The 20,868-nt window shown below is 67.3% G+C and carries 17 protein-coding genes; 6 read left to right on the top strand and 11 right to left on the bottom strand.

Going from position 1 to position 20,868, the window contains the following annotated elements; translation table 11 throughout:
- Window positions 1-79: 79 nt before the first annotated feature.
- Window positions 80-3,754, bottom strand: a complete 3,675-nt coding sequence (locus MFF26_RS04585) for a PAS domain S-box protein (protein ID WP_238307652.1) — start codon at window positions 3,752-3,754, stop codon at window positions 80-82.
- A 597-nt stretch (window positions 3,755-4,351) separates the two neighbouring features.
- Here MFF26_RS04585 and MFF26_RS04580 point away from each other — a divergent pair.
- Window positions 4,352-4,864 (top strand): hypothetical protein, encoded by a 513-nt coding sequence (locus MFF26_RS04580; protein ID WP_238307650.1) that lies wholly within the window; start codon window positions 4,352-4,354, stop codon window positions 4,862-4,864.
- Window positions 4,865-4,967: 103 nt separating this feature from the next.
- Window positions 4,968-5,132, top strand: coding sequence for a hypothetical protein (locus MFF26_RS04575; protein ID WP_171015496.1), 165 nt, complete (start codon window positions 4,968-4,970; stop codon window positions 5,130-5,132).
- A gap of 168 nt (window positions 5,133-5,300) precedes the next feature.
- Here the strand turns inward: MFF26_RS04575 and MFF26_RS04570 are convergent, their stop codons facing one another.
- A complete protein-coding gene (locus tag MFF26_RS04570; RefSeq protein WP_137830162.1) occupies window positions 5,301-5,741 on the bottom strand; it encodes a VOC family protein in 441 nt (146 codons plus the stop codon).
- A 155-nt stretch (window positions 5,742-5,896) separates the two neighbouring features.
- On the opposite strand from MFF26_RS04570, the gene pepN reads away from it, so the two are divergent.
- Window positions 5,897-8,542, top strand: coding sequence for an aminopeptidase N (pepN, locus tag MFF26_RS04565; RefSeq protein WP_137830161.1), 2,646 nt, complete (start codon window positions 5,897-5,899; stop codon window positions 8,540-8,542).
- A gap of 185 nt (window positions 8,543-8,727) precedes the next feature.
- Entirely contained in the window at window positions 8,728-11,169 is a 2,442-nt protein-coding gene (locus tag MFF26_RS04560; RefSeq protein WP_137830160.1) for a PAS domain-containing sensor histidine kinase, read from the top strand.
- A gap of 91 nt (window positions 11,170-11,260) precedes the next feature.
- Here MFF26_RS04560 and MFF26_RS04555 read toward each other — a convergent pair whose 3' ends face one another.
- From MFF26_RS04555 to MFF26_RS04545, 3 genes are all read right to left on the bottom strand, one after another.
- Window positions 11,261-11,506, bottom strand: coding sequence for a DUF6894 family protein (locus tag MFF26_RS04555; protein WP_137830159.1), 246 nt, complete (start codon window positions 11,504-11,506; stop codon window positions 11,261-11,263).
- Window positions 11,507-11,674: 168 nt separating this feature from the next.
- On the bottom strand, window positions 11,675-13,153 hold the full coding sequence (gene zwf, locus MFF26_RS04550; RefSeq protein WP_137830158.1) for a glucose-6-phosphate dehydrogenase: 1,479 nt from the start codon (window positions 13,151-13,153) through the stop codon (window positions 11,675-11,677).
- 188 nt (window positions 13,154-13,341) lie between these two features.
- Entirely contained in the window at window positions 13,342-13,728 is a 387-nt protein-coding gene (locus tag MFF26_RS04545) for a PilZ domain-containing protein (RefSeq protein ID WP_238307648.1), read from the bottom strand.
- A 307-nt stretch (window positions 13,729-14,035) separates the two neighbouring features.
- On the opposite strand from MFF26_RS04545, the gene MFF26_RS04540 reads away from it, so the two are divergent.
- A complete protein-coding gene (locus MFF26_RS04540) occupies window positions 14,036-14,197 on the top strand; it encodes a hypothetical protein (RefSeq protein ID WP_238307646.1) in 162 nt (53 codons plus the stop codon).
- Window positions 14,198-14,252: 55 nt separating this feature from the next.
- Here MFF26_RS04540 and cutA read toward each other — a convergent pair whose 3' ends face one another.
- A complete protein-coding gene (gene cutA, locus MFF26_RS04535; RefSeq protein WP_137830156.1) occupies window positions 14,253-14,579 on the bottom strand; it encodes a divalent-cation tolerance protein CutA in 327 nt (108 codons plus the stop codon).
- 101 nt (window positions 14,580-14,680) lie between these two features.
- On the opposite strand from cutA, the gene MFF26_RS04530 reads away from it, so the two are divergent.
- On the top strand, window positions 14,681-15,451 hold the full coding sequence (locus MFF26_RS04530; RefSeq protein WP_137830155.1) for an NAD kinase: 771 nt from the start codon (window positions 14,681-14,683) through the stop codon (window positions 15,449-15,451).
- Window positions 15,452-15,496: 45 nt separating this feature from the next.
- Here MFF26_RS04530 and mltG read toward each other — a convergent pair whose 3' ends face one another.
- From mltG to fabD, 5 genes are all read right to left on the bottom strand, one after another.
- On the bottom strand, window positions 15,497-16,906 hold the full coding sequence (gene mltG, locus MFF26_RS04525) for an endolytic transglycosylase MltG (RefSeq protein WP_137830154.1): 1,410 nt from the start codon (window positions 16,904-16,906) through the stop codon (window positions 15,497-15,499).
- Window positions 16,907-17,086: 180 nt separating this feature from the next.
- Window positions 17,087-18,349, bottom strand: coding sequence for a beta-ketoacyl-ACP synthase II (fabF, locus tag MFF26_RS04520; RefSeq protein WP_137830153.1), 1,263 nt, complete (start codon window positions 18,347-18,349; stop codon window positions 17,087-17,089).
- A 109-nt stretch (window positions 18,350-18,458) separates the two neighbouring features.
- Window positions 18,459-18,695, bottom strand: a complete 237-nt coding sequence (locus MFF26_RS04515) for an acyl carrier protein (RefSeq protein WP_003599981.1) — start codon at window positions 18,693-18,695, stop codon at window positions 18,459-18,461.
- A gap of 260 nt (window positions 18,696-18,955) precedes the next feature.
- Complete coding sequence (gene fabG / locus MFF26_RS04510; protein WP_137830152.1) at window positions 18,956-19,696, bottom strand: 3-oxoacyl-[acyl-carrier-protein] reductase; 741 nt, start codon at window positions 19,694-19,696, stop codon at window positions 18,956-18,958.
- A 21-nt stretch (window positions 19,697-19,717) separates the two neighbouring features.
- Window positions 19,718-20,650: an ACP S-malonyltransferase gene (fabD, locus tag MFF26_RS04505; protein ID WP_137830151.1), complete on the bottom strand. Its 933-nt coding sequence runs from the start codon at window positions 20,648-20,650 to the stop codon at window positions 19,718-19,720.
- Between the last annotated feature and the right edge of the window lie 218 nt (window positions 20,651-20,868).

Here is a 20,868-nt window from a genome sequence, read left to right as displayed (position 1 = left end):
GTTCCGACCTGTCCACAAGTCGACCGAGCTTGGCCGCAAGATTGATCCGGTCGCACCCTTTCACGGTGCATCTTTTTTTTCACGATAGCTCGATCATCGTGCGGATGCGGGCGGCGAGCACCTCTACCGGGAAGGGCTTCGTGATCATCTGCATTCCCGGATCGAGGCGGTCGCCGCCGAACAGGGCATTTTCGGCGTAACCTGTGATGAAAAGGACCTTCAAGTCCGGTCGACCGGCCCGGGCCTGTTCGGCAAGCTGACGCCCGTTGAGACCGGGCAGGCCAACATCGGTGATGAGGAGGTCAATGCGGGTGACCGAGCGCAGGATGCGCAGGCCCGACGGCCCGTCCGGGGCCTCGATCGCGCGATATCCGAGTTCCCGCAGCGTCTCGATGACGAGGTCGCGCACCACCGGCTCGTCCTCGACCACCAGCACCGTCTCGCCTCGCCCCGGAGCAGGCGCTGCGGCCACCGCGGGCGCAGCCGCAGCCGTAGCTGGAAGTTGCCCGAGGTAGCGGGGAAGATAGAGCCGCACGACAGTCCCCCGGCCCGGCGCGGATTCGAGTTGCGCATGGCCGCCGGATTGGCGGGCGAACCCGTAGATCATCGACAACCCGAGGCCGGTGCCCTGCCCCATCGGCTTGGTGGTGAAGAACGGCTCGAAGGCGCGGGCCACCACCTCCGGCTCCATGCCGAAGCCGGTGTCGCCCACGCTCAGGCACACGAAGTCCCCCGGCACGACATCCGCCGGTACTCCCGCTCCCGTGCCGTCGAGGGTCGCGTTGTCGGCGCGGATCACGAGCCTGCCGCCCTCCGGCATCGCGTCGCGGGCATTGATGGCAAGGTTGAGGATCGCGTTCTCGAGCTGGTGGGGATCGCACAGGGTCGGCCAGAGATCCGGCACGGCATCGATCGCGAGGCGCACGCCCTCCGAGAGAGTGCTGCGGAGAATCGCCTCCATCCCGGAAATGAGCGCGGTGACATCGACTGGCGTCTGCTCGAGAGGCTGCCGGCGGGCGAAGGCGAGCAGGCGATGGGTCAGCGCCGCCGCCCGGTGGGCCGAGGAGAGAGCGGCCTCGATGTAGCGGTCGATGGCCTCGATGCGACCCTGGCCGATACGGGTGCGCATGAGGTCGAGGGAGCCGACGATGCCCGTGAGCAGATTGTTGAAGTCGTGGGCGATTCCACCGGTGAGCTGTCCCACCGCCTCCATCTTCTGGGCCTGACGCAGCTGTTCCTCGGCGAGGCGCTGCTGGGTGATGTCGCGGCCGACCATGTGGAACCGATCTCCCTCGGGCACCGCCGTCCACATCACCGTGAGCTGCTGCCCGTCCTTGCGCAGGACGCGATCGACGAAGTCGGTCACGGGTTCGTGGGCGGCGAGACGGTGCAGAACGGCGCCGGTCCGGTCCCGGTCGTCCGGGGCGATCAGGTCGAGGAACGGGCGGGCCAGGAGTTCGGCCTCGCTCCAACCGAGCAGGCGTGTCCAGGCCGGGTTGACGCTGCGCAGATAGCCGTCGAGCCCGGCGGTGCCCATCAGGTCGGTGGTCGTCTGCCACAGCCGGTCGCGCTCGCGCGTGCGGGCATCGACCTCGCGCGCGAGCACCTCCTCCATGCGCTTGCGATCGGTCACGTCGAGGGCGAACAGGTAGGCGCCGTCGGTGGTGCCATCGGGCCTCGACCGGGGGCGGTAGCGGATCTCGGCGACGCGTCGCCGCCCGTCCCGATGCGGCCAAGCCCGCTCGAACCGGGCCTCCACACCCGCGAGCGCGCCCTCGAAGCGCAAACGATCCAGCTCGTAGTCGTCGCCGATCAAGTCGGCGAGGCTGCGCCCGTCCGGCGTCGCGTCGTCCGTCCCGAACCAGTCCGCCCCGGCGGCATTGGCGAAGCGGCAGCGGCCCTCATCGTCGAACAGGGCGATCAGCACCGGCAGGGAATCGGCGATCAGGCGCAGCTCGCCGGCACGGGCCCGCTCGGCGAGTTCCGCCTTGGCGCGTTCCACGGCATCCCAGACTCGCTGCGCCACATCCTCGACGAGGGAAACTTCCTCGGGCGACCAGGATCGCGGCGCCGGCTCGTGCAGATAGACGATCGCCTGCAATCGCCCGTCGCGGATCAACGGCACGACGATCAGCGCATGGCAGCCGATCGACTCCCAGGCGGCGGCGTATGGGGGGCCGGCGCGGGGGTCGACGCGCTGATCCTCCACCACCACGGTGCGGCCCGCCCGCGCTTCGGCGACCAGCTCCGGCCCGAAGCCGTCGAGGATGCGCGATTCCCCCGCAAGGCTCGCCATCGCACCGTCGCGGGCCCAGTCGCGCTCGACCCGAACGACCTCGCCGGATTCGTCGACCGCACCGTAGCCGACCCGCGCCGCGTTCAATCGGGTGCCGAGCGCCGCGGCGGCGGCGAGCGTGACGGCGACGGGATCCGGAGCCTCGCGGAGCAGATCGTTGAGGGACAGGAGGAAGGCCTGCCGCTCCTCCCCCAACTTCCGGTCGTGGATGTCGGTGCAGGTGCCGAACCAGCGCATGATGCGGCCGGTCCCGTCGCGCAGGGGCTTGGCCAAGCCGAGCACCCATCGGTACCGGCCGGAGCGGTGGCGGAGCCGGTACTCGATCCGATAGGTCTCACCGGTCGCGAGGCTGTGGCGCCAAGTCGCCCAGGCGCGCTCCTGGTCTTCCGGGTGGAACATACCGTTCCAGGCCTCGCCATCGGTCGAGCCGGTCGGCATCCCGGTATATTCGTACCAGCGAGCGTTGTAATAATCGTGAAAGCCGTCCGGCCTCGTCGACCAGATCATCTGCTCGACGGTGTCGGCGATGCCGCGGAAACGGTCATCGCTCTCGCGCAAGGCCGCTTCGGTGCGCTTGCGCTCGGTGATGTCGAAGCTGACCCCGGGAAACCGCGTCGGGCGCCCCTGTGCGTCATGGGCACAGCGCCCCTCGGCGGCGGCCCAGCGCACGCTGCCATCGGCCTGGATCAGACGATACTCGGCAGAGAAGGGTTCGCCCGTGCGCAGGGCCTCCTCGATCCTGTGCCGAACCTCCGGCAGGTCGTCCCCGTGGATGCCGCCGAAAAAGGTGGCGATCGGCGCACCGGCTTCGGCCAGGGCGGGATCGACGCCGTAGAGGCGGGCGAAGCGGGCATCCGCCGTGATCCGGTCGGCGGCCACATCCCAATCCCAGATCCCGATGCTGCCACCGGCCGCGAGCGCCATGTCGAGGCGCTCGTCGCTGCGCTGACGGGCACGCTCGGACAGAACCTCGGCGGTGGTTTCGGCGGTGATGCAGATCAATCCGGCGATGGCGCCCGCGTCGTCCCGCACCGGAGAGTAGGTGAAGCTCCACCACGTCTCTTCGGGGCGGCCGTAGCGATGCATCGTCAGCGGCAGGTTGCGCTGGGAAACGCTGCGGCCGGACAGGGTCGTCTCGACCAGCGGGCCGATATCGTCCCAGAGATCGGCCCAAATTTCCCGGAAGCGTGCCCCGAGCGCCCGTTCCTGTCGGTAGCCGAAGATCGGGCGATAGGCATCGTTGAAGAACACTGTGCCGTCCGGCCCCCAGGACAGGAACATCGGCGCCGGACAAGCCAACATCGTGGCCAAGGTGCTGCGCAGGCTGATCGGCCAAGTCGCGAGCGGGCCGAGGCTGTGCCCGGACCAATCGTAGTCCAGGATCTCACGACCGGTCTGCCCACCCTCGGTGAGGAAGGCGAGGGAAAGGGGCACACCCTCCGGCGACGGAACGCTCATTGGCTGTCCCAGCGGGCGGGACCGAAGATGGGAACGGACAAGGCAACCGGACGGGGTCGAGGCACGGGGCGAGCTATATCGAATTCCCATGGCCTGCGTAAGCGCGGCCAGGCCGGCACCGCCATCCCCAATGCTTTCGATTGTCCACAAGTCGACCGGCGCCGCACAATGCTCAGGCCGCACAATTCGCAACATGTGCGATGCCGAATGTGCCCATTCTCGGCCAAATTACCCGGCCATATCTCACATTAGAATTGTTTTGCATTGCAAAATAGTCAGTCAACCGCCGCTCCAACCAGCGCGGAAGAGCACCAAAACTGAGAAAAAACTTGCATCCAAGGATACGGCGTGCTTTTGATTTCGCCTGTTGGCCGCAGCTGTTGAAACGACGAGACACCGCGAAGTCGAACGTTTGCCGTGTCGAAGAATCTTCGTTTGCGGGATTCACGGCGCGATGACGCAATGGTGTGCGGATGCCACCGGGACATCGGTCCATCCGCCCTGCCTGGACGATCTCCGTCCGGTGGGCCTCGGAGCCCGGTGCAGTGAGGAAGCGTCATGCTGGCAGCGGGCATGACGGCATGAAGGGGAGCACGGATGGTGAGAGACGATTTCGCCTACGATTTCGACGCCCCCGATTCGGATTGGAACTACGAACCGTCGCGGGCCGACCTGTTCCGGCAGGTCAGCGCGCCGCTCTACACCACCGATGTCCAGGGCTGGCTGACCTACTACAACGACGCGGCGGCGGAGTTGTGGGGGTTTCGGCCGATCCTCGGCAAGGCACGGTGGTGTGGCGCGTGGCGCCTCTACGACACGGACGGGCTGGAGCTGCCCCACGATCGTTGCGCGCTGGCGATCGCCCTGCGCGAAGGCGCGGCTCTCCGTGGCGCACAGGCGGTTCTGGAAAGACCGGACGGGAACCGGGCCGCCTTCATGCCCTATCCGACCCTGCTGCGTGACAGGACCGGCATGCTGGTCGGCGGTTCGAACATTCTGCTGAAAATCGAGCGGGCACCGCGACGCAACGTGGCGACCCGCGGTGGTGGGGCCGGATTGCGGGTCGCGTCGAATGCCCGCCCTGCTCGTTTCGCAGGCATGCACGGATAATCGGCGCGAGCGTTGTCACCGCATCGTCGGCGATCCACCTCGATCCGGACCGGTGCATCGTCCGGATCGTACCGGTGTCACGTCGAACGACAGGAGAACACCGATGTCGATCGAAACGAACTGGAGCCTCGACGCCGTCCAGAGCCTGCGCACCATGGCGCGCGAGGGCGTATCGGTTTCCGTCATCAGCCTGCGGTTGAAGCGGCCGGTCGAGGCCGTGAGTGCCAAACTTACGGAACTCGGCATCACGCCCAAGGTGGAAGCCTGATCGGTCTTTCCGTCCGAGATCAGGCTTTGAGCCTAGGCCCTCTCCCCGCACGCGGAGAGAGGGCGCGAGCCGAGTCGCATTCGCCACGCGATCGACCGAACCGACGCTCGGCGCTCAGACATGAGCGACTGGCTGCAGCGCCGTCCGTCCGAGAGCGGAGCGCGGCAACTACCACGTTCCCGTATTCTCCATCGACGCCCAGGGTTCCTGCTGCGGCTTGGCGGGTCCCTTCTGCAGGATCTCGATCGAGATACCGTCCGGCGAGCGGACGAAAGCCATATGCCCATCGCGCGGGGGACGGTTGATGGTGATCCCCGCGTTCTTCAGCTTCTCGCAGAACGCGTAGATATCTTCGACCTGATAGGCGAGGTGGCCGAAATTGCGCCCACCCGAATATTCCTCCGGGTCCCAATTGTAGGTCAGTTCGACCATCGGCGATTTTTCCGACTTCGCGCGATCGACGTCACCGGGGGCGGCGAGAAAGACGAGGGTGAACCGTCCCTTCTCGTTCTCGATGCGCCGAACCTCCTCGAGTCCGAACGCATCGACGTAGAAGGCCAGCGCTCGATCGAGATCGGCCACGCGGACCATCGTGTGCAGGTATTCCATGGCGGCTCCGGAGGCATTGTCGTGAGGATGGCGCCTATCTGGCCCAGGGCGTGACAGCGTCAACGGGGTCGCCGGCATCGGGCAGACGAGGTTTCGGCGGCGGCGAAAAGTTCTAGAAGACGGGACGAAGCCCTGGCCGAGCCCCGTACGAATCCATGCGCACCGACACGCCCCCGACTGTCCGCCTGGAAGATTATCGCCCGAGCGACCACCTGATCGACCGCGTCGAGCTCGACGTCCGCCTCGATCCCCACGACACCCGCGTGACCGCCCGCCTCGCGGTCCGGCCGAACCCCGCCGGACGGCCGGGCGCCCCCCTCATCCTCGACGGAGACGATCTGCGGCTTCTCGCCCTCGACCTCGACGGACAATCGCTCGCCCCCGCCGCTTTCCGCGTGGCCCCCTCGGCCCTGACCCTGCCGGAACCGCCGCAGCGGCCCTTCACCCTCACCATCGAGACGCGCCTCGATCCGACCGCCAACACGAAGCTGATGGGGCTCTATCGCTCGAACGGCGTCTACTGCACCCAATGCGAGGCCGACGGTTTCCGGCGTATCACCTATTTCCTCGATCGGCCCGACGTGATGTCGATCTACACGACCCGGATCGAGGCGGAGGAAGCCGCGGCCCCCGTGCTTCTCGGCAACGGCAATCCGGTCGAGGCGGGCCGCATCGAGGGGACCGGGCGTCACTTCGCGGTCTGGCACGACCCGCACCCGAAGCCTGCCTATCTCTTCGCCCTCGTCGGCGGACGGCTCGACCGGGTGTCGAGCACCTTCACCACCATGGACGGACGGGCGGTCGAGCTCGCGGTCTATGTCGAGCCGGGCAAGGGCGACCGGGCCGCCTACGCGCTCGACGCGGTCGAGCGATCCATGGCCTGGGACGAGCGGACCTTCGGCCGCGCCTACGATCTCGATGTGTTCAACGTCGTCGCCGTGTCCGATTTCAACATGGGCGCGATGGAGAACAAGGGCCTCAACATCTTCAACGACAAGTACGTTCTGGCCTCGCCCGACACGGCGACCGACGCCGACTACGCCGCCATCGAGGCGATCATCGCCCATGAATATTTCCACAATTGGTCGGGCAATCGCGTCACCTGCCGCGACTGGTTCCAGCTCTGCCTGAAGGAAGGCCTCACGGTCTTCCGCGACCAGGAATTCTCGTCCGACATGCGCTCGCGCGATGTCCACCGCATCGGCGAGGTACGCACCCTGCGCGCCCGCCAGTTCCCGGAGGATGCGGGCCCGCTGGCCCATCCGGTGCGGCCGAAGCGCTATGCCGAGATCAACAACTTCTACACGGCCACCGTCTACGAGAAGGGCGCCGAGATCGTGCGGATGCTGCGCACGCTCATCGGCGAACGCGCCTTCCGCGCCGGCATGGATCGCTACTTCGCGGAGAATGACGGGACGGCGGCGACCGTCGAAGACTTCCTCCGCGCCTTCGAGGCGGAGACGGGTCGCGATCTGTCACGGTTCGCGGAATGGTACGAGCGCCCCGGCACGCCGCGGGTCGCCATCTCCGGTCATTACGATGCGGGCGCGCAGACCTACAGCCTCGAACTGCGCCAGACCCGTCCCGGAGCCGGAAGTGACGCCCCCCCGGTCGTCATCCCGATCCGTCTCGGATTGATTGGCCAGGATGGCCCCCTCGACGATGCCCGTTCCTCACGGGTGACGGACGGCGTGTTCGTCTTCGATCGATGGGACGACGTCCTGACCATCGAGAACGTCGCCACCGCCCCGGTGCCCTCCCTGTTTCGCGGCTTCTCGGCCCCGGTACGGGTCGATATGGCGATGGACGATACGGAGCGCCTCACGCTGCTTCGTCACGACACCGATGGTTTCAATCGCTGGGAGGCAGCCCAGCGCGTCGCCGCGCGGCTGATGATCGGCGCCCTGCGCGGAGAAGCGACCGAGGTGGGGGCCGACGCCTTCGCGGCGGCGCTCGATTCCTTCCTCGACGCGCGTGCCCTGGCCGATCCCGCCTTCGCCGCCCTGGTTCTGTCTCTGCCGAGCGAGAGCGATCTCGCCGATGACATCGGCAGCGAGATCGACCCCGATGCGATCCACGCGGCGCGGTACGACCTGCGCACCCGCCTCGGCACCGCGCTTACGGATCGGCTGCACGCCCTGCGGGACGCCTTGTCCGAACCTGCCGGCACGCCGTTCTCACCCGACGCCGCCTCCGCCGGACGCCGGGCCCTGCGCAATGCAGCCCTCGATCTGATCGCGGCGGCGGACCCGACCGGAGGAGCCGCCTGTGCCGACGCGCAGATCCACTCCGCCGGCAACATGACCGACCGGCTTGCCGGCCTCTCCACCCTCGCCCTCCTGCCGGGGGAGACCCGAGAAGCCGCCTTCGCGTCCTTTGCGGAACGATACGCCGACGAGCCCCTCGTGCTCGACAAATGGTTCGCGATCCAGGCGATGATTCCCGAGGACGGCACCGTCGAGCGCGTGCGCCGCCTCCAGGAACACCCGGCCTTCGCGATGACCAACCCGAACCGCGTCCGCGCCCTCGTCGGCAGCTTCGCCCTGGCCAACCCGACCCAGTTCAACCGGAGCGACGGGGCCGGCTTCACCCTGGTCGCCGACACCGTTCTCGCCCTCGATCGCGCCAATCCGCAGATCGCGGCGCGGCTGATGACGGCGTTCGGTTCGTGGCGCCGCCTCGAGCCGGTGCGGCGCGGTATGGCCGAGTCTGCCCTGCGTCGCATCCTTGCCACGCCCGGCCTCTCTCGTGACGTCACCGACATTGCCGGGCGGAGCCTCGGCGAATCAGTAACCGCCTGACGCAGAACGCATTTCGAGAATCGATACCCTCGGCGCAGGGACTCCGATCGCGGCTTTCGTCAACGCCCTCCCCCAAATTGGGCGTGGACAAACAGCCCCTCCGAATGCTCAATATGAATACGATTCGAGAGCAGCCGGTACGGCACCGACCGGGTCGGATTCAGTCTGAAACGCGAGGTTCCGATATGCCGGGGGCGGTTTCCGCGTCCCTGTCCGCGCGTGCGCGCGCGGACACGATTCTCGGGGTCCAGCGTCCCACCGGAACCGCGCAGGTCCGCCTCGTGCAGGCGGAAGTCTGGCTGCGCTATGCCCTGCCGGCGCTTCTTCTCGTCTTTCTGCTCGGCTTCGGCACGCTGTCGGCCCTGCAGTTGCGCGGGCCCTACGAGGCGGCGATCGCGGCCGCCCAACGGGAGGTCGAAACGTTCGCTCGGCTGGCGGCCTCCCTCCCGTCGCAACACATCGGAGTGCCTCCGGATCAAGGCCTGCCGCTGCATCTCCTGCCGGTGGGTGGTCGCCTCCTCGTGATCGACGGCGCCGGCGCGATCCGTTCCGCCCATCCGGCCCTGCCGCACGGAGCGGATTCGTTCGGGGCCCTCCTCGCCAGCGGCGACCCCCTCGCCATTCTCGGGGCGAGCACCGGCGCCATGACCGTGGGGTTGCATGGCGGCGGGCAGGCCATCGCCGCCGTGATGCGACGTCCCGGATCCGATCTGCAGATCGCCGTGATCCAACCGCTGGCCCCGATCGATGCCGCGTGGTGGCGCTCGTTCTGGAGCCACGCCGTGGTGCTCTGCGCCGTCACCCTCATGCTGACGGGGATCGCCGCCGCCTACATCATCCAGACCCGCCGGGCCCGGGCAGCCGACCAAGTCTGCGACCTCGTCAGGCAACGCCTCGACACGGCCCTGGGCCGAGGACGCTGCGGCCTGTGGGATTGGGACATCGCCCGCGGAACGATCTTCTGGTCCGACTCGATGTATGTCCTGCTCGGCTACACGCCGGAGAAGGATCTTCTGTCGTTCGGCGACGTGAACGCCCTCCTCCATCCCGATGATGGCGACCTCTATCAGTTGGCCCACCAGCTGGCCGCGAGCCATGCCACCCTCGACCACGAGTTCCGCATCCGTGACGCGTCCGGGGGATGGATTTGGCTGCGCACCCGCGCCGAGGTCGTCGAGGATAGCGCCGATGGCAGCCGCCACCTCGTGGGCATCGCCATGGATGTCACGGATCAGCGTCGCCTCGCCGAGACCAATGCCACCGCCGATATGCGCCTGCGCGACGCGGTCGAAGCGGTCTCCGAGGCGTTCGTTCTCTGGGACGCGGGCAACCGTCTGGTTCTCTGCAATTCCAAGTTCCGCGATCTTCACGCCCTCAGCAGCGACGATGCGGTGCCGGGTCGGCGCTATGACGAGATCATGGGCCAAGGTGCGCTGCCCCCGGTACGCCGGGGCATTCCCGGACCGGAGCGCGGCCCGGCCCGCACCTTCGAACTCGAACTGACCGATGGCCGCTGGCTTCAGGTCAGCGAGCGGCGCACCAAGGATGGCGGCTATGTGTCGGTCGGGACCGACATCACCAGCCTCAAGCGGCATCAGGAGCAGCTCGTCGCCTCGGAGCGCGAGCTGATCGAGACGGTCAAGGATCTCAAGCGCTCCCGCCGCACCCTCGAACTCCAGACGCAGCAGCTCGCCGACTTGGCCGAGCGTCATCTGGATCAGAAAGCCCAGGCCGAGATCGCGAACCAAGCGAAGTCCGAGTTCCTGGCCAATATGAGCCACGAGCTGCGCACGCCGCTCAACGCCATCATGGGCTTCGCCGAATTGATGGAGAGCGAGGTCTACGGAACCCTGGGTTCACCGCGCTACGGGGATTACTGCCGCGATATCCAGCAGAGTGGGACCTACCTGCTCTCCGTGATCGACGACATCCTCCACATGTCGCGGATCGAGGCGAAGCGCGTGAAGCTGGTTCCCCGCGAGATCGCCCTCGATGCTGCGATCTCGGCGGCCGTGGTGATGGTCGCCAAGGAAGCGGCCAGCAAATCGGTGACGATCCATATCGAGGTGCCGGCCAGCCTTCGGGTCTTCGCCGACGAGCGCGCTCTGCAACAGATCCTGCTCAACATCGTCCAGAACGCCGTGAAGTTCACGCCGGAGGGCGGTCGGGTGGGGCTGCGCGGGCGCCCCTGCGGGGCCTTCGTGCACCTGTTCGTCACTGATACCGGCATCGGCATTCCGAAATCGGCCATCACCAAGCTCGGGCGGCCGTTCGAGCAGGTCGAGACCAATCTGACCCGGAGCTACAAGGGTTCCGGCCTCGGCCTCGCCATCGCCCGTTCCACCGCCGAACTGCATGGGGGCGGTCTGCGCATACGGTCCGAGGAAGGCCAAGGCACGATCGTGCTCGTACGCCTTCCCCAGCCCACACCGAAAGACGGCGTGACGGTGATGCCTGAGCCGCAGCGCGAGATGTCGCGTCCGCAAGACCGAAGCCGCGCCACCAGCCGCCCCGGCGAGCCGATCCATGGGCTCACCGGGCCGCTGTTCGGGTCGGGGTCGATGCCGTCGGGCCCTCCCCGCGGCGCCATGAGCCGACCCGTCAGGGAACTCGCTTATTTCGTCTGACTCACGCGACCGACGGCACGTGCCGGCGCACTGCTTCACGAACGGTTCGCAGACCGGGAGTCGCTCCCTTGAGGTTCACAGCGCAGGGCTCTCAGCCGGGATGCGCCAAGAGCCATGCCGCCCGCACCGTCAATTCCGTCCGGTAGACAGGCATCCCGGCTTCGTCGCGGGCGGTCACGGACATTTGGCGCTCGTCATGGGCCAAGACCTCGAAGCGGGCGATATCGAGGAGCGTCCGCATCGCCAAGGACGCCACCGCCTCGTCCCCGTCGAGTTCCGTCCCCTCCTCATCGACCGTGAGACCCCCGTTCTCGACGTCGAAGAAATACCGCGACATGTCTCTCGAATCCCGACCCCGACATTGTCCTGAGATAACCGGGATGGGCCTTCGGGTTTCCGCCGCCTCTGCAATCTAGCCGCTCAGTCGGCGAGGCGGCTGCGCGCACCGCGATATCGAGCGACGCGCCGCTCCGGGACGAGGCGAACCGCGTCGTTCGTTTCTCCGTCAGGGCAGTTCCTCGTGCCAAGTGCGCCCGTCGCGCTCGATCAGGGCAATGGCGGCGGTCGGTCCCCAGCTTCCGGCCGCATAGGGGCGCGGTGGTTCGGGCCGGTCGGCCCAGGCCTTGAGCAGCGTATCGGCCCAGGCCCAGGCGACCTCGACCTCGTCGCGGCGCATGAACAGGGTGGCGTTGCCGCGGACGACATCCATCAAGAGGCGCTCATAGGCATCCGGATAGCGCTGCTTGAAGGTCTCCTCGAAGGAAATGTCGAGGTTGGTCGGGCGCAGACGCATGCCGCCGGGCCCCGGATCCTTCGTCATCACTTCGAGCTTCATCCCCTCCTCCGGCTGGAGCCGGATGACGAGGCGGTTCGGCTCGCGGCCGAACGCCTCGGACGGAAAGATCGAGAAGGGCGAGGCGCGAAACTGCACCACGATCTCGGAATGCTTTTTCGGCAGGCGCTTGCCGGTGCGCACGTAGAAGGGGACGCCGGCCCAGCGCCAGCTCTGCACTTCGAGCTTCAGGGCGACGAAGGTCTCGGTCCGGCTCGGGGGATGATCGCCAAGATCGCTCTGGTAGCCCGCCACCGGCTGGCCGCCGACGGCCCCCGCAGCGTATTGCCCACGCACGGTCACGCTCTGCACATCGGCGGCGGTGATCGGCTTGAGGGCGCGCAGCACCTTCAGCTTCTCGTCGCGCACGGAATCGGCGTCCAGAGAGATCGGGCTCTCCATGGCGGTGAGACAGAGGAGTTGCAGAATATGGTTCTGCACCATGTCCCGCAGCGCGCCCGAGGTGTCGTAATAGCCGCCACGACCCTCGACGCCGACGGTTTCGCCGACGGTGATCTGCACGTGATCGATCACGTCGGCGTTCCACAGCCGTTCGAAGATCGTGTTGGCGAACCGCAGGGCCAGCAGGTTCTGGACCGTCTCCTTGCCGAGGTAATGATCGATCCGGAAGATCTGGCTTTCCGGGAAGACGGCACCCACCGCGTCGTTGATGGCGCGGGCGGATTTGAGATCCTTGCCGATCGGCTTCTCCAGCACGACGCGGCTCTTCTCGCCGATCAAGCCGTAGCGGTCGAGATTCCGGCAGATCGCTCCGTAGAGATCGGGCGAGGTCGCGAGGTAGAACGGACGGATCCGGTCGGGCCGCTCGTCGAGCAATCCCTTCAGATCACTCCACCCGTCATCGCCCAGCGCATCGATCGCCACGTAGAACAGGTGGTCGAGAAAGCCCTGAAGCTTGACCTCGTCGAGGTCGCCGGCCGGAACGTAGCGCTTGAGCGCGTCGCGGGCCCGCTCGCGGAAAACCTCGGTGCTGATCTCGGTCCGCGAGGCGCCGATGATGCGGCTCGATTCCGGGATCTGCGCGTCGCGGAAGCGCTGATAGAGGGCGGGTAGCAGCTTGCGCTGCGTCAGGTCCCCGGTGGCGCCGAAGACGACGTAGTCGAAGGACGAGACGGGGATGATGGTGGCCAAGCACGGCTCCCATGGTTCGCGCGGACGGGCTCCTTCCGACCGCGGCGTCTGGCCGGAGGGTTATCGGTCGCGGGCGGAGGAATGCAAAGGCCTGGCCGAAACGGATCGGCCGCCCGGAGGCGCGGCTTGACGCGAATCGGGAAATTTCCCGAAAGGCCTGCGACCACCCTCGCCGGCCACTCGCCGAATCACTCGCCGAGAAAGCGGCGGGATCGGGTACCGATCGAGCTGTAATCGGGTTTCGTCGTCTCGACCGGCGCTGTCGTCTCCACGGCGGGAGGCAATTTGGCGATCCGGTCGATATGGACGCCGGCATAATTGCCGCGACGCCAAGCGAGTGTCACCCGCATGACGAAGTCGCGGCCAAGGATTTTCAGCATGAAGGCCGACGGCAGATCCCAACTGCTGGGTACGCCAAGCTTGGCGCCGGATTTTGAGATGTCCTTGACGTTGCAGGGAATCTCGGTGCCGTCGAACAGCCGGATCATCGCGATCCAATTGGTCGAGGTCCGTGTCTCACGGCGCTGCACCAGCCCCTTCGGGTCGGCATTCACCTCCGAAGCGTGCTCCGCCATGGAGGGATGAGGAGCGTCCTGGCTAAGATGATCCGGCATCGAGCGGTTCGCATCGCCTTTGTCGGGAAATGCATATTGGCAAAGTGTTTCCACAAAGTTGTAAGGCGCTCACTAACATTTGGATTGCTTACCGCCCCCGGCTTCTCCGGCGCTCGCCTCCGCACTCGGTTAGGCAACTCATCTTGCGTCGCAACATCAAAACGCTGCGACACACAAAGCATTCAGAGCTTGCAAGTTGAGAATGACTGATTAACGTGGTCTCCGTTCCGACGCGTTCGAAGTTCAGCCCCAGGCAGGGAGTGGTCCCATGTCCGAGCATATACGCGTGAAACCAACCCAGGACGGCACCTACACGGTCTATCGCGGTGCCCTCGCCCTCGTTTCTGGCCTCACCCGGCTGCAAGCCGAACGTTACGAGGCCAGCATCGCCGGGCGGCCGCGCACGGCCACGGCGATCGTCGCCGGCTAAGCCGTCTCACTGCTGGATCGTCGAGGGCGCGGCGCCGCTGAGGGCCGCGCCCTTCTCATGTCCGGTCGGATGTCTCCTCCCGAATCCAGGCCGCGGTGTCCGGGTCGGCGCCCGCGACCGGCAAATGGAGGATGATCGGCGTCTCGTAGGGATGGCGCTCCTTGAGAGCCACTCCGAGTGCCTCCGCCAGCCCTTCGCGACTTTTGAGAATGGCGACGACCTCCGTCGCCCGCTCGACCGTTCCCTTCCAGGAATAGACCGACTGCATGTCGGGCAACACGTTCACGCAGGCCACCAAGCGGGCGCGTACCAAGGCTTCGCCGATGGAGAGCGCCGTCGCGGCATCGGGAAAGGTCGTGTAGACGAGGAGCGGTCGCTCCATGCTATGGCTCTCCTACAGCAGGTCGGCGCCTAGCAGTGCGCCATCCGGATCCCCAGTGGAGCCGGTGCGGCCTGTATCCGTCAACGGGGCTGACCGAACCGATGCCGCGGCGCTTTTCACGGATCGCCTTCGTGGCGAGCCCCACGCCGGAAGCGCGGGAGGCGGCCGAGGCGCTCATGCGCCGCTACGACCACGTTCCGCCGGAGGAGGCCGATGTGGTCGTGGCTCTCGGTGGCGACGGCCTGATGCTGCAGGTCCTCCACCGATTCATGAACGACCCGAAGCCGATCTACGGCATGAATCGCGGCACGGTCGGCTTCCTCATGAACGAATTTCGGGAAGACGCCCTGCTGGAGCGGCTGGAGGCGACCAAGCGCTCGACGATCCACCCCATGACCATGGTGGCGACCGATACCGAGGGGCGCAGCCATACGGCGCGGGCGATCAACGAAGTCTACATGCTGCGCCAGACGCACCAGACGGCCAAGCTCAAGGTCTCGGTGGACGACCATGTCCGCCTGCCCGAACTCATTGCCGACGGTATCCTGGCGGCGACTCCGGCGGGATCGACCGCCTACAATCTCTCCGTCGGTGGGCCGATCCTGCCGCTGAACGCCCAGCTCATGGCTCTGACGCCGATCTCAGCCTTCCGCCCCCGGCGCTGGCGCGGAGCCCTTCTCCCGAACCACGCGCGGGTGCGCATCGACGTGATCGACGCCACCTACCGTCCCGTGGCGGCCGTCGCCGACCACACGGAGTTTCGCCGGGTCTGCACCGTCGAAACTTGGCTCGACCATGCCACCAGCCTCGTCCTGCTGCACGACCCCGGTCATAGCCTCGAAGAGCGCATCCTGCGCGAGCAATTCGGCTGAGGGAGCTGCCACCGTAACGAGGCCGGCGTCACGCGAAGGGTTTGCTCACGGATTGCGCAGAACCGGTACGGTCTTGGGCGAACCGAGATCGTAAGTCTTGTTGCGCAGGGGATCGAGGCGCGTGCCCTCGGACGCATCGAAGGCCTTCGAGCGCTGGCCGCCGTTGTTGCCGTCGACGGTCGCGCCGTCGAGGGCGAACGCCGAATTGGTGCCCGGCGGCGCATAGGCCGAGGCGCGACCGGGCGTCCCCGCCGGCTGGTTCGCATTCGGCTCGGCGCTGTTCGGATCGACCTTGTCGACGCTGCCCGCATCCGGCTGCGGCGCCTGCTGGCGCGCGCGCTCCACCTGCCGCCAGCGCGTCACGTTGCGCTGGTGACCCTCCAGCGAATCGGCGAAGGCATGGCCGCCGGTGCCGTCGGCGACGAAGTAGAGGTCCTTGGTGCGCGACGGATTGGCGACCGCTTCTAAGGCCGCCCGGCCCGGATTGGCGATCGGCCCCGGCGGCAGGCCCTCGATCACGTAGGTGTTGTAGGGCGTCGGACGGTCGATCTCCGAACGGAGAATACCGCGGCCCAAAGTGCCGCGCCCCCCGACGAGGCCGTAGACGATAGTCGGGTCGGATTGCAGCTTCATCCGCTTCATCAGGCGATTGACGAAGACGCCGGCCACCCGCGGGCGCTCGTCGGCGCGCCCCGTCTCCTTCTCGACGATGGAGGCCAACGTCACCATCTCGGCCGGTGTCTTGACCGGCACGTCGGGACTGCGGCGCTGCCAGATCTGATTCAGCACCTCGCGCTGCTTGGCGCGCATGAGATTGACGATCTGTTGGCGGGTGGCACCGCGCTCGAACTTGTAGGTGTCGGGCAGAAGGGAGCCTTCCGGCGGCGTCTCGGAAATTTCGCCGGACAGGACATCGTTCTCGTTGAGCCTTCCCACGATCTGCTCCGAGGTCAGCCCCTCGGGGAACGTGATGGCGTGCTGGACCTGCCGACCATTCGCCAGGGTGTCGATCGCGTCGCGAACACTGGCATGGGCCTTGAAGACGTATTCACCATGCTTGAGCGGACCCTTGCCACCGAAGCGCGCGGCCAACTCGAACAGGTTCGGATGCTCGATCACGCCCTCGCGGGCGAGAAGCTGCGCGATCTCGGAGGTGCCGCTGCGGCTCGGGATCACCACGACCTTGTCGGCCTGGAGGGGGCCGGGCTCGCCGGCCTGCCGATTGAACAGCGTGACCACCACCATCGCGCCCAAGGCAGCGATTACGGCCAAGGTCAGGAAGCCGCTCACCGCGGACAGAAGCCCGCCGCGACGGCGCTCGGGCTTTTCGGGCGGGGGCGGAGCGACCGTGGGCTTCAGTGCCTCGCTCGGGCTGAGCGGAGACAGGCGGTTGGGCAGCGACGGCTCGTCCTGGGCGGGCGGCGGCGAGGGCGGCGCTTGTCGTCTGCGGAACATCGGGACCCTGCTGCGAGTCGCACGCGACCCCGTTTCGGGATCGTCGCCGGACATCCGGGAGCCAATGAAGCTCACGGCCGGCCGCGCGTGTCGAGCCGGACCCTTATGCTGTTTTGTGGCGAAATGGCGTTAACGCGGCGACCGCGCCCACGAAAGCGGGCCCGAAGCCCGCTCGCGCGCTCAGTCCACCCGGCGCATCAGCAGCGACGCGTTGGTGCCGCCGAAGCCGAAGGAGTTCGACAGGACGGTATCGACACGCTTGCGCTTGGCCTCGTGCGGAATCAGGTCGATGGCCGTTTCCACCGAGGGATTGTCGAGATTCAGCGTCGGCGGCATCACGCCGTCGCGGATCGCCAGGACGGAGAAGATCGCCTCCACCGCGCCGGCGGCCCCGAGCAGATGGCCGATGGCGGATTTGGTCGAGGACATCGAGGCCTTCGAGGCGGCGTCGCCGAGGAGCCGCTCGACCGCCTTCAGCTCGAGCTCGTCGCCGAGCGGCGTCGAGGTGCCGTGGGCGTTGATGTAATCGATCTCGGACGGGTGGATGCCGGCCCGCTTCACCGCCGCCGTCATGCAGCGGAAGCCGCCGTCGCCGTCCGGGGCGGGCGAGGTGATGTGATAGGCATCGCCCGACAGGCCGTAGCCGATCACCTCGGCGTAGATCTTCGCGCCGCGAGCCTTGGCGTGCTCGTATTCCTCCAGCACGACGACGCCGGCGCCCTCGCCCATGACGAAGCCGTCACGGTCACGGTCGTAGGGGCGCGAAGCCTTGGTCGGCTGGTCGTTGAAGCCGGTGGAGAGCGCCCGGCAGGCGGCAAATCCCGCGAGGGAGAGCCGGTTCACGGGAGCCTCGGTGCCGCCGGCCACCATGACGTCGGCATCGCCCAGGGCGATCAGCCGCGAGGCGTCGCCGATGGCATGCGCGCCAGTGGAGCAGGCGGTGACGACCGCGTGGTTCGGGCCCTTGAGCCCGTGCTGGATCGAAACCTGGCCCGAGGCGAGGTTGATGATGCGGCCCGGAATGAAGAACGGTGAGATGCGCCGCGGACCCTTCTCGTGGAGGGTGACGGAGGCGTCGTAGATGGTGCCGATGCCGCCGATGCCAGAGCCGATCAGGACGCCGGTGGCTTCCTGGTCCCTGTCCGATTTCGGGTGCCAATCGGCGTCGTCGAGCGCTTGGCCGGCGGCGGCCATGGCGTAGACGATGAACGGATCGACCTTGCGCTGCTCCTTCACCTCCATCCACTGATCGGGATTGTAGGTGCCGTTGGTGCCGTCGCCGAAGGGCAGCGTGCAGGCAATGCGGCAGGCGAGGTCGTCGGTCTGGAAGGACGCAACCTGGGACGCGCCGCTATCGCCGGCGATGAGCCGGCTCCAGGTGTGTTCGACGCCGCCTCCCAACGGCGTGACCATGCCCAGCCCCGTAATCACCACCCGACGCATCGCACGTTCCCGATCGATCCGCTGACCCGGCCCTGCGGCCGGGGCTCCGTTGCCTCAAATGGAATCGGCGTGCGGGGTCGAAAGACCCCGCCCGCACGAGGACGCCTGATCAGGCCGAGTTCTTCTCCAGGAACTTGATCGCGTCGCCGACCGTCTGAATGGTCTCGGCGGCGTCGTCCGGGATCTCGACGTTGAACTCCTCCTCGAACGCCATCACCAGCTCGACAGTGTCGAGGCTGTCGGCGCCGAGATCGTCGATGAAGTTGGAGGCCTCGGTGACCTTCTCCGGCTCGACGCCCAGGTGCTCGACGACGATCTTCTTCACGCGCTCGGCGATATCGCTCATCGTTGTTGGTCCTCGTCTTCTCGATCGTGGTGGTGTGTGCTTTGACGAAAGCGCCGTGGCCGCCTTCCCGCTTGGGGGATTTTTAAAGAACGGCCGTTGTTCGATCACGCGTGGTTTGGAAAGCCGCAACCCGCTGAACCGTCAACTCCCCTGCACGGCTGAGCCGGGTGTTAACACAGGGTTTCTGCGCTGGCGAGTGGCGGTTCAGAAAGCGTTCAGAGGCGTGGTTTCTTGGTCAGAAACCATGTCTGTGGACGCGCTCAATACATGGCCATACCACCGTTGACGTGGAGGGTCTGACCGGTGACGTAGGCCGCTTCGTCCGACGCCAAGTAGACGGCGGCGGCGCCGATCTCTGCACCCGTGCCGAGACGGCCGGCGGGCACGCGGGTCAGGATGGTCTCGCGCTGCTTCTCGTTGAGCGCATCGGTCATGGCCGATGCGATGAAGCCCGGCGCGATGCAATTCACGGTGATGTTGCGGGTGGCCACCTCGGCCGCGAGGGCCTTGGTCATGCCGACGAGGCCCGCCTTCGCCGCCGCGTAATTGCCCTGGCCCGGATTGCCGGTGGCACCGACGACCGAACCGATACCGATAATGCGGCCATGGCGGCGCTTCATCATGCCCCGAAGCGCGGCGCGCGACAGCCGAAAGGCGGCGGTGAGGTTGACGTTGAGAACCGCCTCCCACTCCTCGTCCTTCATCCGCATGAAGAGGTTGTCGCGGGTGATGCCGGCATTGTTGACCAGAATGTCGAGCCCGCCGAGGGCCGATTCGGCCGCGGGAAGCAACGCCTCGACCGCATCCTTGTCGGCGAGATTCGCCTCCACCACGGCAACGCGCTCGCCACCGAGTTCCGCCGCGAGTTCGTCGAGCACCGCTTTGCGCGTGCCGGACAGGGCGACATGCGCTCCCTGGGCATGCAGGGCCCGGGCGATGGCGCCGCCGAGCCCGCCGGTCGCGCCGGTGACAAGGGCCTTGCGGCCGGTGAGGTCGAACATGGGGCTCCCCTCGGGATTTGATCAGGCGTAGGCGGCGACATCGTCGGGCGTGCCGACGGCGCTTGCCGTGGCGCCCGGCGCGATCCGCTTGACGAGGCCGCTCAGCACCTTGCCGGCGCCGAGTTCATAGAAACGGTCGACGCCCGCCTCCGCCATGGCGGCGACGCTCTCGCTCCAGCGCACGGTACCAGTGACCTGAACCACCAAGGCTTCGCGGATCGCCGCCGGCTCGGTCAGCGGGCCGGCGGTGACGTTGGCATAGACCGGCACGATCGGGGCCTTCAGCGCCACGTCGGCGAGTGCCGCCTTCATGGTCTCGGCCGCGGGGGCCATCAGGGCGCAGTGGAACGGGGCGGAAACGTTGAGGAGCACGGCCCGGCGCACACCGCGGGACTGCGCCAGCGCCATCGCCCGATCCACCGCTTCCTTGTGGCCCGACAGCACGACTTGGCCGGCGCCGTTGTCGTTGGCGACGCCGCAGACCATCCCTTCGGCAGCTTCCTCGGCGATGGTGCGGGCGGTCTCGAGATCGGGTCCGAGCAGGGCGGCCATGGCACCGATGCCGGGTGCGACCGCCTTCTGCATCGCCTGTCCGCGGATGCGCAGAAGGCGGGCAGCGTCGGCGATGGAAAACGCGCCGGCAGCGGCGAGGGCCGAATATTCGCCGAGCGAGTGGCCGGCGACGAAGGCCGCGTCGCGGGCGAGGTCGAGGCCGCGCTCGGCTTCGAGCGTGCGCAGGACCGCGAGGCTCGCCGCCATCAGCGCCGGCTGGGCATTGGCGGTGAGGGTCAGCTCGTCGGCGGGGCCTTCGAACATCAGACGGGAAAGGTTCTGGCCGAGCGCCTCGTCGACCTCCTCGAAGACCGCGCGCGCGGCCGGGGAGGTCTCGGCGAGCGCCTTGCCCATGCCGACAGCTTGGCTGCCCTGCCCCGGAAAGATGAAGGCCCGCGTCATGACGCTCCGTCGCCCCTGCCGTCACTCGCCGGTCCGAGGCGGGCGCCCCGGCGGCTCAAGGTGCGGCGGACTGGCATCGCCGAAAGCGGGTGTCAACAATGCAACGCACAAGACCGAAGGTTCCGCCAATCATTCGGCCGACTTCGCATGCCGGAACGGTTCGGCTCGAACCGGCCGTGATTCCGCGCGTTGCTCCAGAGTCCCCGTCGCTTGCGGGA

The organism is Methylorubrum suomiense (assembly GCF_022179765.1).
Taxonomy (GTDB): domain Bacteria; phylum Pseudomonadota; class Alphaproteobacteria; order Rhizobiales; family Beijerinckiaceae; genus Methylobacterium; species Methylobacterium suomiense.
Note: the sequence above shows the minus strand (reverse complement) of the source record. Positions and strands in the feature narration are given on the sequence as shown.